Source organism: Acinetobacter sp. YH01009 (assembly GCF_013420765.1).
Lineage (GTDB): Bacteria > Pseudomonadota > Gammaproteobacteria > Pseudomonadales > Moraxellaceae > Acinetobacter > Acinetobacter amyesii.
On the sequence record NZ_VOYE01000001.1, the window covers coordinates 19,970 to 33,745 of the forward strand.

General features: G+C 41.9%; 14 protein-coding genes. 13 read left to right on the forward strand and 1 reads right to left on the reverse strand.

Features of this window, described 5'->3' with window-relative positions; all coding sequences use genetic code 11:
- Nucleotides 1–30 precede the first annotated feature (30 nt).
- The 7 genes from tsaB to FTT76_RS00130 all read left to right on the forward strand — a co-directional run bounded on the left by tsaB (nucleotide 31) and on the right by FTT76_RS00130 (nucleotide 7,051).
- Entirely contained in the window at nucleotides 31–696 is a 666-nt protein-coding gene (tsaB, locus tag FTT76_RS00100; RefSeq protein ID WP_180164997.1) for a tRNA (adenosine(37)-N6)-threonylcarbamoyltransferase complex dimerization subunit type 1 TsaB, read from the forward strand.
- Nucleotides 697–708: 12 nt separating this feature from the next.
- Nucleotides 709–1,533, forward strand: a complete 825-nt coding sequence (locus tag FTT76_RS00105) for an undecaprenyl-diphosphate phosphatase (RefSeq protein WP_180189950.1) — start codon at nucleotides 709–711, stop codon at nucleotides 1,531–1,533.
- Complete coding sequence (locus FTT76_RS00110) at nucleotides 1,527–2,345, forward strand: class I SAM-dependent methyltransferase (RefSeq protein ID WP_218945800.1); 819 nt, start codon at nucleotides 1,527–1,529, stop codon at nucleotides 2,343–2,345. Before FTT76_RS00105 ends, FTT76_RS00110 begins: the two co-directional genes overlap by 7 nt.
- Nucleotides 2,346–2,470: 125 nt before the next feature.
- Nucleotides 2,471–3,862, forward strand: coding sequence for a C13 family peptidase (locus FTT76_RS00115; RefSeq protein ID WP_168378508.1), 1,392 nt, complete (start codon nucleotides 2,471–2,473; stop codon nucleotides 3,860–3,862).
- A gap of 28 nt (nucleotides 3,863–3,890) precedes the next feature.
- Complete coding sequence (gene fghA, locus FTT76_RS00120) at nucleotides 3,891–4,736, forward strand: S-formylglutathione hydrolase (protein WP_180189951.1); 846 nt, start codon at nucleotides 3,891–3,893, stop codon at nucleotides 4,734–4,736.
- Nucleotides 4,737–4,868: 132 nt separating this feature from the next.
- Nucleotides 4,869–5,975, forward strand: coding sequence for a YjgN family protein (locus FTT76_RS00125; RefSeq protein WP_168378510.1), 1,107 nt, complete (start codon nucleotides 4,869–4,871; stop codon nucleotides 5,973–5,975).
- A gap of 14 nt (nucleotides 5,976–5,989) precedes the next feature.
- Nucleotides 5,990–7,051, forward strand: a complete 1,062-nt coding sequence (locus FTT76_RS00130; RefSeq protein WP_180021427.1) for a M48 family metallopeptidase — start codon at nucleotides 5,990–5,992, stop codon at nucleotides 7,049–7,051.
- A 31-nt stretch (nucleotides 7,052–7,082) separates the two neighbouring features.
- Here FTT76_RS00130 and FTT76_RS00135 read toward each other — a convergent pair whose 3' ends face one another.
- Complete coding sequence (locus tag FTT76_RS00135; protein ID WP_180189952.1) at nucleotides 7,083–7,379, reverse strand: DUF2218 domain-containing protein; 297 nt, start codon at nucleotides 7,377–7,379, stop codon at nucleotides 7,083–7,085.
- A 603-nt stretch (nucleotides 7,380–7,982) separates the two neighbouring features.
- Here FTT76_RS00135 and rpe point away from each other — a divergent pair.
- The 6 genes from rpe (at nucleotide 7,983) to sugE (ending at nucleotide 13,764) form a co-directional block, all read left to right on the forward strand.
- A complete protein-coding gene (rpe, locus tag FTT76_RS00140; protein WP_078192356.1) occupies nucleotides 7,983–8,669 on the forward strand; it encodes a ribulose-phosphate 3-epimerase in 687 nt (228 codons plus the stop codon).
- Between the two features lie 614 nt (nucleotides 8,670–9,283).
- Complete coding sequence (locus tag FTT76_RS00145; protein ID WP_180040867.1) at nucleotides 9,284–9,799, forward strand: hypothetical protein; 516 nt, start codon at nucleotides 9,284–9,286, stop codon at nucleotides 9,797–9,799.
- A 46-nt stretch (nucleotides 9,800–9,845) separates the two neighbouring features.
- A complete protein-coding gene (locus tag FTT76_RS00150; protein ID WP_180073847.1) occupies nucleotides 9,846–11,828 on the forward strand; it encodes a multicopper oxidase domain-containing protein in 1,983 nt (660 codons plus the stop codon).
- A complete protein-coding gene (locus tag FTT76_RS00155) occupies nucleotides 11,815–12,771 on the forward strand; it encodes a copper resistance protein B (RefSeq protein WP_180189953.1) in 957 nt (318 codons plus the stop codon). The genes FTT76_RS00150 and FTT76_RS00155 overlap by 14 nt, the downstream gene beginning before the upstream one ends.
- 302 nt (nucleotides 12,772–13,073) lie before the next feature.
- Nucleotides 13,074–13,391, forward strand: a complete 318-nt coding sequence (locus tag FTT76_RS00160; RefSeq protein WP_078191168.1) for a multidrug efflux SMR transporter — start codon at nucleotides 13,074–13,076, stop codon at nucleotides 13,389–13,391.
- 55 nt (nucleotides 13,392–13,446) lie between these two features.
- Nucleotides 13,447–13,764: a quaternary ammonium compound efflux SMR transporter SugE gene (gene sugE / locus FTT76_RS00165; RefSeq protein ID WP_078191206.1), complete on the forward strand. Its 318-nt coding sequence runs from the start codon at nucleotides 13,447–13,449 to the stop codon at nucleotides 13,762–13,764.
- The last annotated feature ends 12 nt before the right edge of the window (nucleotides 13,765–13,776 follow it).

The window sequence follows — 13,776 nt, forward strand, 5'->3', positions numbered from 1 at the left end:
TTTTAAGATTAAATTTAATTAAGGTTGCGCATGAAATTACTGGCATTGGAAACTGCCAATGAGCAGTGTTCCGTCTCGATTGTAGATGAAACTCAAGAGCTTTATTTTCAACTCGATTTACGGGCAAAAGCGCAGACGCAAACCATTCTCCCAATGATTGAGCAAGGGCTTAATCAAACTGCTATTGAGTTAGCGAATTTAACTGCGATTGCCTTTAGTCGTGGGCCTGGCTCATTTAGTGGTGTTCGTATTAATGCAGCGGTAACACAAGCCTTGGCATGGGCCAATGACGTACCTGTTGTTCCAGTATCGACTTTGCAAGCTTTGGCTCAAGCGGCGCATCGTGTACATGGTTTGACCCAAGTAACGGCAGTCCTTGATGCACGCATGCAAGAAGTGTACATCGCCAGCTATCAACTCGATGCCAATGGCATTATGCAGGCTGTTGATGAAGAACAATTATTAAGCTACGCCGATGCCACACCACAGATCAAATTTACTGTCGTGGGTTCTGGTAGTGAGCTCATTCAATCAGAACAAACACAATACAAAGACTTAAGTGCAACAGCACAAGATATTGCTACTATTGCCCGCGAAGCGGCGCAAAGAAAAGCATGGGTGAGTGCTGAACTTGCATTGCCCGTATATTTACGAGATAACGCCTGGAAGAAAATTTCAGAACAAGGCAAGCCATAATTAGGGTTATATATGGATCTTCTACTGCTGCTCAAAGCGGCAATCATGGGTATTGTTGAAGGTATTACCGAATTTTTACCGATTTCAAGTACAGGGCATTTAATTCTGGCTTCAGAATTAATGAACTTTTGGACCAAAGAAAAAAGTGATGTTTTCGTGATCGCAATTCAAATGGGTGCGATTGCGGCGGTGATTTATGAATACTGGGGCCGCCTGTGGGGCGCAGCAACCGGTATGGTGACTGGTGAAGAAAAAGGTCGCCGTTTAGGTTTTGGCTTAATTCTCGCTTCGATTCCAATCGTATTGATTGGTTTGACGTTTGGTCAGACGGTGAAAGAGCTGCTGTTCAATAACATTGCGATTGCTATGGGGTTGATTATCGGTGGTTTGATCATTATTTGGATCGAAAAAAATCCACCGCAAGTGCGTGCCAAAGAAGTAGAAGATTTAACCATTAAAGATGCGATTTGGATTGGTTTAATTCAAGTTTTGTCTTTAATTCCAGGGACTTCACGTTCAGGTGCGACTATTATTGGTGCCATGTTCTTAGGGGTTTCTCGTAAAGCAGCCACTGAGTTTTCATTCTTTTTGGGTATTCCGGTTATTGTCGGTGCAGGTTTGCTGGATTTATATCAAAGCTATTATGTATTTCAAGGCACTCAAGATTGGACTGTGATCGCCGTTGGTTTAATCGTTTCATTTGTCTCTGCATTGATTTTAATTCGTGCGCTTGTCGCTTATGTGGCAAAACGTGATTTCATGATTTTTGCGTGGTATCGAATTGTTTCAGGTTTATTGATTTTATTGTTCGCATTTACAGGCTGGAAATTATGGTAAGCGAAATCCGCTTATACACAGAACAAGAGTTTCATGAGAAAGCACAGCAGTATTCTGCTGTGCTTTCTTCACGTGGTGTATCTGTAAATATTGAATTGATTGAAAAATTAAACGCGCGTTTTTTACGTTTAAACTCTGAACTCAGTTTGTGTGTCGATGCAGATGGTTTGTGGTTAGCGGCCAATGGCATGAAGATGCAACCCGATTGGAAAGCAGAAGTGGGGCGTTTAAAGCGAGCATCCTTAAAGTCTGAGATGATTGCACGTGCGTGTAATTTGGCTGAAAAACCACAGCTTGTAGATGCAACCGCAGGGCTAGGGCATGATAGTTTATTGATGGCCCATTTGGGTGCGCATGTGACCCTTGTGGAACGTCATCCAATTTTATTTACCCTATTGGAAGACTCACATCAACGTGCGCAGCAAGATGCGTTTTTAAGTTCGGTTGTAGCTCGAATTGAATTGGTCTTTTCAGATTCGGCAGATTATTTGAAACATTTGTCGACGACCAATCAAATCTTTGACGTGGTTTATCTCGATCCGATGTTTCCGCAGCGAGATCAAAACCAGCAAGCCGTCAAAAAGCAAGCTCAGGTCAAAAAACAAATGCAATTATTGCATTTGCTGTTACCTGAAGATGGTGAGATGGATTTAGGTGATAATTTACTGGATTTAGCACAAAAAATTGCTAAACGTGTCGTGGTTAAACGTCCACGATTGGCGGTTTTTTTAGCGAATCAAGAGCCACAACATCAGTGGCAAGGTGATGCTTGTCGCTTTGATGCATATTTCCAACATGATCTTGTGACTTAAAATGATATTTGCTTCAATATTGTTCAAAGATTTGTTATATAGTTAAAAAATAGCATTGCTAAAAACGACATCAGGCATAAAATTATTTGTGCAATTAAGCGAGCCAAGGCCACCATCAGAACTATATGATTGATTTCAAACCCTCCATCAATTTTTGGCATGATTTTAAAAGCAACCAAACTGCGGGGATGTGGTTATTTTTGGGGTCTCGTCGTTCTTTACAAATCGTTCGACCATCGATTTTACAATTGGTGTTTTGGGGGATTTTAGGTGGTTGTGCCAACAGTTTATTTAGTTGGCTCAGCACGGGGCGTATTGGCGAATTTAATGCCCAAGGTCTCATTAGCTACGCATTGTGGCCATTTATTGCTTTAATCGTGGGGATTTTCCTGTCACAACGTGTGAATAATCCACGGTTAATGTTGGTCCCAGCATTGCTTTGGTTGGTGCTTGATACGCACATCATGTTGTTTCAATGTTTGATTCAATATTTGGGAGATCTCGATTTTCTTCCATACTTCTTGTACGACTACATTCCAACGTTATTCATTATTCTATTTGTTTGGCAAAGTCTGGCTGTCGTTTGGGTATTTTCACGTGAGCTGAAATGGCCATGGTGGGAGCGAGCACTGATTATGGGTGCGACGCTATTTACTTTGGTCGTGTGGCAAGTCTCAGTCAAAGATCAGCCGATTTGGAAAGTAGAAGAAGTTCCACCAAGCTTTGCTGAAGATGCCTTCTATGCACAAAGTCGTTTGCTGAATAAGTCTTTAGACGCAGTGGAATATGGTGAGTTTGCCCAATCCCATTGGTACTTCTTAGGGGTGGCAGGTGCGAGTTATCAAGATGTCTTTAAACTGGAAATTGAACGGATTAAAGAACAGTTTGATACACGTTTTGGTACTTATGGACGTTCGGTTGAGCTTATCAATAACCCTGCAACGCGCACTGAAATTCCGCTGGCATCTAAAACCAGTATGGAGTTGGCGCTGCGTCGTATCGGTCAGCAGATGAACCGAGAAAGTGATGTCTTATTTTTATATATGACCTCACATGGTTTACCAAATGTCTTTGAAATGGAAAATGCACCTTTGGATTTGGCGCAAGTCGATCCTAAATGGTTAAAAGAAGCCTTGGATGCATCCGGAATTCGTTGGCGTGTGATTGTGATTTCTTCATGTTATTCAGGCAGTTTTATTCCAGCACTACAAAATGATAATACTTTAATCATTACTGCATCGGCAGCTGATCGACAGTCTTTTGGCTGTTCGAATGAAGCTGAATACACCTATTTTGGTCGTGCGTTCTTTGATCAGGCGATGCGTGAGCAGACCAGTATTCAAGCGGCATTTAATGAAACCAAAGCGACTGTAGCGAAATGGGAAGCAGCGCAAGGTTTCGAACCTTCTGAGCCACAGTGGTCGATGGGGAAAAACATGGCATTAATGTTGCCTCAATTAGAACAACGATTGTTCCCGCCGACGACTACTGCACCGGCTACGACGGTTACGCCTTAAAAGATCAAAAAAGTTTAGGATAAAGATCATGGAATTAGTACAACGAAATACTTGTTTTGCTGGTGAGCAGCGCATTTATCAATTGGATTCTTCAAGTCTAAAGACCGCGACAAAGTTTGGTATTTTTCTGCCAGAAGTAGCCTTACAAGGCCAAGCGTGTCCTGCATTGTTTTATTTGGCGGGATTAACCTGTACTGAAGAAACCTTTGCCATTAAAGCGCATGCTCAGCGTTTAGCTGCGCAGCTTGGCCTGATTTTAATCAGCCCTGATACTTCTCCACGTGGGGAACAGGTAGCACAAGGTGATCATTGGGATATTGGGCAAGGCGCAGGCTTTTATATTAATGCAACGGAACAACCGTGGGCCGAGCATTATCAAATGGAACGTTTTCTTACTGAAGAATTGTATTCGCTGGTACAGGCTGAATTTCCGGTACAAAAAGGTGCGATTGGCATATTCGGACATAGTATGGGCGGTCATGGGGCATTAACTTTAGCGTTGAAGCATCCTGACCTGTTTAAATCGGTTTCTGCTTTTGCACCGATTTGTGCGCCGAGTCAGTGTCCATGGGGCGAAAAAGCCTTTAATCAATATCTAGGTTCAGACCGACAGCAGTGGCTTCAGCACGATGCTACAGCTTTAGTGAAATCTAAAGGGGCTTTGTTTAAAGCCATTTTGATTGACCAAGGTATTGATGATCAATTTTATAGCCAGTTAAATCCGATGTTGTTTAAGCAAGCGTGTGAGCAAGTTGGGCAGCCACTCGAAGTGCGTGAACATGCAGGCTATGATCATGGTTATTATTTTATTCAAAGTTTTATGGATGATCATTTGCAATTTCACGCTGTCCAATTGCAAACAGTAGTTCATTAATTTAAAAGTCAGTGGTTAAAAAAATATTGAGGCACAGCTTGCTTTGATATACGTATAAATAAGGCATGGTGATGAGCATTGCCATGCAAATGAATAAATTCGACATACCAAAAAAAATAATTTAGGGTACTTATGCAAAATTCACAATTGGAAACGCCGCTTCCGCCAGAGCTGCCCGTGATGAATCCACCGAGTCTATTTGGTGAGACAGAACAGGCTGATGTTTTGGGGCGAAATTATCATTTTAGGTTTAAAGGTAATGCGTCTGAATATTTCGGTATTTGGATTGTGAATATCTTACTGACGATTGTCACGCTTGGACTTTATGCGCCTTGGGCAAAGGTCCGCCGTTTACGTTATTTTTACGGTAATACTTGGGTATTTCAGCGTCGTTTTGACTTTACCGGTTTGCCTACAAAAATTTTAGTTGGACGAATCATTGCGTTAGTGGTCTATGGTGGTTTCTCTTTTGCTATAAAGTATTCTTGGGAAGCTTTCTTAGCGGGCTTTGTCCTGATCTTCTTTGCGGTTCCTTGGCTCATTCGATCTACGATTCGTTTCCGTGCTCGCAACAGTAAGTTTAGTAATAGCCGATTCTTTTTTTCAGGGACAAATAAAAGCGCATATTGGTGCTTTGTTAAATGTCTTGCGGTGGTTGTCTTTACCCTTGGATTGTTTACACCAGTTGCGGTCTGGCTATATAAACGTGAATGTCTGAATCATTTGTATCTGGGGCAGTTGAAATTTAATCTGAATAATACGTGGGGCGATTATATGCGCGCCATGTATGTGCCTTTATTTCTGTTTATGGGCTTTGGTGCATTGCTGGCAGTAATCTTTGCAATACTGTTTGGTAGTTCAGATGGTTTAAATGACGCATCTTATGTCTTCATTATTTTTGGTATGTATTTGATTGGCTATATGTTTATTTGGCCACTCACAGCTGCACGTATTTTTATTACCACTTGGAATAACACCACGTTGAGCCGCAGTCAGTTTCATACGGACTGTAATCAATGGCGCTATGCATGGATTGTCTTGAGTAATTGGTTGGCTAAAGTGATTAGCCTCGGTTTACTGACACCATGGGCAGTTGTGCGACTATATAAATATCAGACGGAATCTTTGCATTTAATGTTGGTCGATGATCCTGACCAATTACAAAATCAAATGCAGCAAGATCACAATGCAATTGCTGAAGAATTATCCGATATTTTTGACCTAGATATTTCCTTATAACACAGGTGAATTACATGAAAACATCAGTAGTGAATGCAACCTATTATGATGGGAAAGTGTCAAAACCCTTTGTTGCTCAAATCAGCGCAGATGGGGAACATGCCGTGATTGTGCGTTATGGTCAAGACCTAGAACAAACGCAGCATTACACCTATCAAGATATGACGCTGATTGGAGCGTTAGGTGATATTCAGCCAGTGATCGAGTTAAAGGACGATGCTCGTTTAGAGTTTCATCAACCCTTGCCGGAGTGGTTTAATCTCGATGTGAAGTCGCGTTGGCATTCGATTTGGAAATTAGAGCGTTCACCTTCTCTAATCATTTTTAGTGTGATTTTTGTGGTGGCTTTTGCTTTTGTCTTGATTAAATGGGGCATACCTGCGGCGTCACATGTGGTGGCCAATCAACTGCCTGAGACCGCTTTAACGAGTTGGGGCGATCAGGCGGAAAAATATATTATCGATATGACTGAACCCACAAAATTGCCACAAGCACGCCAAGACAAACTGAAACAAGAATATCAACAATTGGTGGCTGAAAATCGTCCTGCGAAGTTGTTATTCCGCGGTGGTGGTAGCATCGGTGCAAATGCATTGGCGATACCCAATAACACCATTATCGTGACAGATGAGTTGGTTAAATTAGCGAAAAATGATTATGAGCTCATAGGTGTGCTTGCACATGAGCAGGGGCATTTAGTTCAACGCCATAGTTTGCAGCAAAGTTTGTCAGGTTTAGGCATCAGTATTATTTTGTTGATGATTACAGGGGATGGCTCTGACATTCTCACCAGTTTGCCAGTGGCTGCGGTGGGTGCGAGTTACTCACGAGACTTTGAATCAGAAGCAGATTTATATGCCTTAAAACAACTTTCAAAACATCAAATTCCAACGGCACATTTTGCAAACTTCTTACAACGTATGGAAGATGAAGCTGATGGTGAAACAGCAAAAGAGAAAGGTACAAGGGATGAAACTGCCAAAGATCAGAGATCTTGGACAGACTTCTTTGAGTCACATCCAGCGACGAAAGCTCGTATTGATGCAGTTAGAAATTATCAATCACATCAGCATTGAGTGAAAGGCTTTGACAATATGGCGACGTAGACTACGGTTCGCGTTGCCATGTTGCACTGAGTTCTTCTTGTCCCATGCGGATTAAATGATCTAAAACCACATGTTCCAATTGATCTAGATTTGCACTTGGATCTTGGGCTGAAATTACTACATCTAAAAATGCAGCTTGTGGTAGAAGGCTGACCTCTGCGGAGGGTAGTTGAATCTTGAATGCAGTATTTTCTCCAATGATCTGTTCATTGACTTCAAATTTATGTTTCCAATGATTAACTAAGCGCTTAGCAACACGTGCTGCTTGGGCGGTGGTGATGTATGTTGAACTTTTCATAGATGCAATTTTATTATTAAGTCGTCAGTCCTTTAACTTAGCAAAGTACATAGATGCCCGTTAAGTCTAAAAATGCAACGCTGTGTTTCTACCGCAGTGGTCTTTATTCATATTAATCACTGATGTTACGCACGCAAAAAATAATTTTGCATTTTTAAAATGATATTTAAGTCAATTCGACGGAGTCTTACATCTAGGGCTTAAATAAAGGGATTAGCCTTCGGCTGGAGGTACTCTTACGAAACGATGTTTCTCATTAGGCAAAATGAGAAGCGAAGCTTCGCAACGAAACCATCTTGCAGAGCAATGCTCCTCACCGCAAAACTCGCTCTCTAGCGTCTATTTATTTAAAGTATTGCAAAAAAAAATTGATGAGAAGTCGTGCTGTCTCAAACAATTGCGGATGACGTTACCGCGTATCGTTCTTTTATTTGAACCAATTTCGCTTCTGATGTTACTGCGTAACATCAGTTCATCCTAGGTTTCTTTATTAGAGAGATCTCAATCATTGGCATCGAAAAAACGACTAAGGGCATGGGCAGCGAATAGGGGGACAATTTGCTATAATGCGTCAATCACTCCCTTTTCAAAGCTAGGTTTTTCATGTCCAAGCCATTCTTAATCGCACCTTCAATTTTGTCAGCAGACTTTGCGCGCTTAGGTGAAGAAGTTGAAAATGTTCTAGAAGCCGGTGCAGATGTTGTTCATTTCGATGTCATGGATAATCATTATGTACCGAACTTAACTTTTGGTGCGGGCGTTTGTAAGGCATTGAAAAAATACGGCATTAAGGCGCCAATTGATGTGCATCTAATGGTTTCACCGGTAGACCGTATGATTGGTGATTTCTTGGAAGCTGGCGCAGATATCATCACTTTCCACCCAGAAGCGACTGACCATATTGACCGCTCTTTACAGTTAATCAAATCTGGCGGTGCGCAAGCGGGCTTGGTGTTTAACCCTGCGACACCTCTGCATTATTTAGACTACGTTTTAGATAAAGTTGACCAAGTCTTGTTGATGAGTGTGAACCCAGGTTTTGGTGGTCAAAAGTTCATTCCAATGACCTTGGAAAAGCTGCGTCAAGCACGAAAAATTATTGATGCTTCAGGTCGTGATATTCGCTTAGAAGTGGATGGTGGTGTTACTCCAGCCAATATTCGTGATATTGCTGAAGCCGGTGCAGACATGTTTGTTGCAGGTTCAGCGATTTTTGGTAAGCCTGATTATAAAGCTGTGATTGATGACATGCGTTCAGAGTTGGCAAAAGTGCATGCTCAAGAGGCTTAAGCCTTTGGGTATAAGTTATTCCTCGCTTGTGGATAACTATATGGATAACCGTATGGATATCTGTGTAGATAACTATATGGATAACTTGGATAAATTATAAACGATTGTGCATCAATGGTTTAATAATTAGACGTATTAAGTATAAAAAGGACTCAATTGAGTCCTTTTTTTATGGAGTAAAGTGTTTGAAATGCTGTATGTTTATTAATCTATGGTAAATAATTAATCAGTTTAAAAAATAACTTTTATGTTTTAACTGGAAGATATGCGCTGATTTTTATGACAGCGCAATAAATTTAAAACTGTTGTGAATAACTGCACAATTAATTATGCTGTTAGCAACTATTGAGATACGCTGCGACTGGCAAAACACATCATCGATCGCACTAGATAGTGCTTTTAGATATTTCTGAATGTATCGTTCATGATGGATAAATCGGTCGAGCTGCATGTCATGTTGATACAAATGTCATGTGATTGCATTTGAATCGTAAATAATATCATCATGGTGTTTCATGCGGATTTCGGCTGAGCCGATCGCGTGATGTTTCTAAAGATGTGTTAATAGGGATATATTGTCACAGTGCATCATTGGGTTGAATTAGGATACTAAATTGTTTAATTTTTTGCGTAAGCATCTTGGCTTTGCTTGGCTCATGGCATTTGTCATGGGGTGGAGCAGTGTGGTCAGTGCACAGCAAAATTTTCAACATCAACAAATGATGACAGCGAATGCCCATCAGGCACCAGTTCATGCAGCACATACTGATCCTTCACGTTCAAATATAGCAAATTGCCATCAAAATCAGCGGCAAGCTGTTCCAGAGCATGCAGCACATCATGGCAAGCAGCCGACACCTGAAGTCATTTCAATGATGGACTGTCATCAATCTTTAGATTCGCCATCTGCACAGCAAGATGGTCTGGTGCATCATTCATCGATACAAAACACAGACTGTCAGGACTGTACACTCGCACATTGCCAAATCAGTACCTCTTATGTCGATAGCGCCTTGGTCGCATTGCAGACCTTCCATGTGCATCACTATGCAGAACCTCCTCGTTTCATTTTTGCTGGACAGCATTTAAAAGGCTTTTGGCAAGAAATTCTAAGACCTCCGCAAGCTTAACCTGAGTATTAAATACGTTTTTTCGTTATTTTATAAAGGTTAAGTCATGTCTAATTTATTTAAATCAGGCCTCGTGTTCGGGGTATGTCTGCTGTCTCCAACGTGGGCGTTTGCAGCCATTAAAGAATATCATCTGAATATTGATGAAAAGACCATCAATTTGACTGGTAAAGCGGTCAAGAAAATCAGCGTCAATGGTCAGTTTCCAGCACCATTACTGGAGTTTGAAGAAGGCGATGATGCGGTCATCCATGTGCATAATCAGCTCAAAAAACAAAATACCTCAGTGCATTGGCATGGTCTATTACTGCCCGGCTTAATGGATGGTGTCCCCGGCTTTAATGGTTTTAATGAAATTCAGCCTGATGGTAGCTTTACTTATAAATTTAAAGTCCGTCAAAGCGGAACCTATTGGTATCACGCGCATTCCAAAGGCCAAGAACAAGACGGATTGTATGGCGCTTTGGTAATTTATCCGAAAGGTAAACAAGCACTTGCCGTACATGAACAGACGCAACGTGATTATGTGGTCATGCTGTCTGATTTTCATGAATCATCTAGCGCTCAGATTATGGCAAATCTGAAAAAGTCTGCCGAATACTATCAAAATCAGCGTGAAACAGTTTCAGATGTATGGACGCAAATGCAACGAACGGGTTTGAAAAATACTTGGCAAGACCGTTCGATGTGGAATCAAATGCGTATGCTGAAAACGGATTTGTCTGATGTAACGGGTTATACGTTCTTATTGAATGGTAAAACTCCAGAACAAAACTGGACAGGTCTATTTAAGCCTAACGAAAAAGTTAGACTTCGTTTTGTAAATGCTGCGGCCATGTCGTTTTTTGATGTGCGTATTCCTCAGCTCAAAATGACGGTGGTCAGTGCAGACGGTCAAGCGGTCAAGCCGGTCGCTGTGGATGAATTCCGCATCGGTGCTGCAGAAACCTATGATGTGATCGTAGAGCCTAAATCTGCGCATTATCAGATTGAAGCTGAGTCGATTGATCGGACTGGATTTGCGATTGGCACTTTACATGATGAAACGCAGCCTCAGCACTCAGGTATTCATATACCAAAAGCACGGCTACGCGCTTTGCTGACCATGGAAGATATGGGGCATGGTTCAATGTCAGGTATTGACCATAGCAATATGGGACATATGGCTACAGGTTCAACCCAAACTTCAGCAATCCAGCAAGTGAATGCTCATGAGCACAGCGCGCATACTGTCGATCCGTCAAAGATTCAGCCGAATCAAGCACATGATCATGCAGCTATGGGACATGACATGGACCATTCTCCAGTGACTGCACATACTACTATGCAGCATCCAGAGATGCATAAACAGAACATGTCTGATTCAGCGCATGCCAATATGGATCATAGTGTGATGGATCATTCATCTATGAACCACTCCTCAATAGATTCATCTATGAAACATGATATGCATACAGCGATGGAGCATGCACAGTCTAAAGGAGAGATGCGGGCAGTTGAAAATTCAGCAACGGTTATGGGTTGGGCCAATGCTTCAACACCTGTCGGTGATAAGGCACTGCAATATAGTGATCTAAAAGCGTTAACCCCGCAGCCTGATACACGTGAACCGACGCAAGACTTGGTCATTCATTTGGGTGGAACTATGGAACGCTATATGTGGACCATGAATGGCAAAAAATTTAGCGAAGCTGGACCACTAAAAGTGAAATATGGTGAGCGAATCCGACTGAAATTTGTCAATGACAGCATGATGGCGCATCCGATGCATTTACATGGCATGTTTATGCAATTGGAAAATGGGCAAGTGTCTTCTGAAATGCCAAATAAACATACGGTGATTGTGCCGCCGGGGAAAACAGTGACGGCTCTGTTAACGGCCAATGAATTAGGGGAATGGGCGATTCATTGTCACTTGCTGTATCACATGTCTGCAGGGATGATGAATAAACTTGTGGTCGCAAATGTCGCAGAGAATACGAAAACGGCATCTGTACCGCAAAAGGAGGTGTCTCATGCGCATCATTAAACCATGCACATATACGGTTCTAAGTTTAGCTTTGGCATCGGTCACTCAAATGACCATGGCGCAAGATGCACATCACAGCATGCCGATGTCAGCTCAACATGAGTCGCATTCCTCACATGATTCGTCGCATCAAGTGATGCAAACAAGGATCGAATCGAACAAGATGGAGCATACTGCAGAACATGCAGAACATGCAGAACATGCAGAACATGCAGAACATGCAGAACATGCAAATGCATCATCTATTGCGTCACGTGCTGCTTCTGCGCAGTTTCCTGTTGATCATAAGCGTGAACATGGTGGACAGATTTATCAAGCGACTGAGATAGACAATCGATGGCTCAATAATGCCGATGGCAGTGGAAGTTTAAAGACCGAAATTGAGAGTCGAATCGGGACCGATGAAAATAAGCTCTTTATCAAACTACATGCCGATAAAGCAGAATCTCAAGATGCTGATTATGCGGCTCAAGTGATGTATAGCCGTATGATCTCCGACTTTTGGGATGCGCAAATTGGCGCACGTTATCGGGTCGATGAACATCAAGTGATGGACAAGGAACAGTTTGATGCTGCGGTGGGTCTGCATGGTCTGGCACCGTATTTCTTTGAAACTGATGCTTATCTATATCTTGGTACAGATAATCAGGTCAGTTTTTCTTTAAAAACCGAACGTGATCTGCTGCTGACGCAAAAACTGATTTTAAAACCGTATCTAAACCTAGATGTAGTGCTGAGTGATGACTCTGCCTATGCACAAAAAACAGGACTCAGTTCTGTATGGCTAGGGCTAGAAACACGCTATGAAATCAATAAAAAGTTAATGCCATTTATCGATGTTGCTTACAGCTACGAAAAAGGAAATCAGCATACGGCATGGCAAGCTGAAACTGGAAGTGAAAAACAATGGTGGTATGGCGCAGGACTTCGTCTGAAGTTCTAATCGGCCAATAGACCAAATAAAGAGGGCATCATCAATAGGTTTTGGTGATGCTTTTTTTTTATGTCTGAATCTATCCTTTGAACAGACATGCCATGTTTTGGTGCAATTCATCTGCACAAGTTTTTTCCTTAACTGAATAACGGCCTAGATTTGGTCAAAAAATGTAAAGAATGCACTAAAATTCAGCATATTTGCTATACTGAGACGATATTCGGAGGAACGACCTCCCTTACATCTTTGTTCAAAGCCAGTAAGAAAAATCGTCAGGACGACCTGACTCTACTAATATGGAGGAAGGCATCATGGCCTGGGTTGTTCTAGTATTCGCTGGTATTTTTGAAATCGTTTGGGCCTATTCGATGAAGCTCTCAGAAGGCTTTACAAAACTTGGCCCAAGTTTAGTCACTTTATTTTTTATGATCCTGAGCTTTGGTTTATTGGCCTATGCCATGAAAACGTTGCCTCTAGGAACGGCTTATACCATTTGGACAGGAATCGGCGCGATTGGCTCTTTCCTCGTGGGTATTTTTATACTCGGTGAGCCTGCAACTGCCATGCGGATGTTAGCCGCAGTACTGATCATTTCTGGTCTAATCTTGATGAAATTATCTTCAAGTTAATATGTTCTAAAGCACAGCGGTCATTGACCCCTGTGCTTTTTTTATGGGTAAAAATATGGCTTGGGTTTTATTAATTGTAGCGGGATTGCTTGAGGTAGTCTGGGCATATTGTATGAAAGTCTCTGAAGGCTTTAGCAAACTGACGCCAAGTATTTTGACCATTGTTTTCATGATCGCAAGTTTTGCTTTATTGTCTTATGCAATGAAATCCTTACCGCTGGGTACAGCCTATACAGTATGGACAGGCATTGGTGCAGTGGGTTCATTTATCCTCGGCATCGTTGTATTGGGTGAGCCTGCCAATGCCATGCGTATGCTAGCTGCGGTCCTGATTATTTCAGGACTAGTCTTGATGAAATTATCGTCCTCCTGAATAATGAAGTGT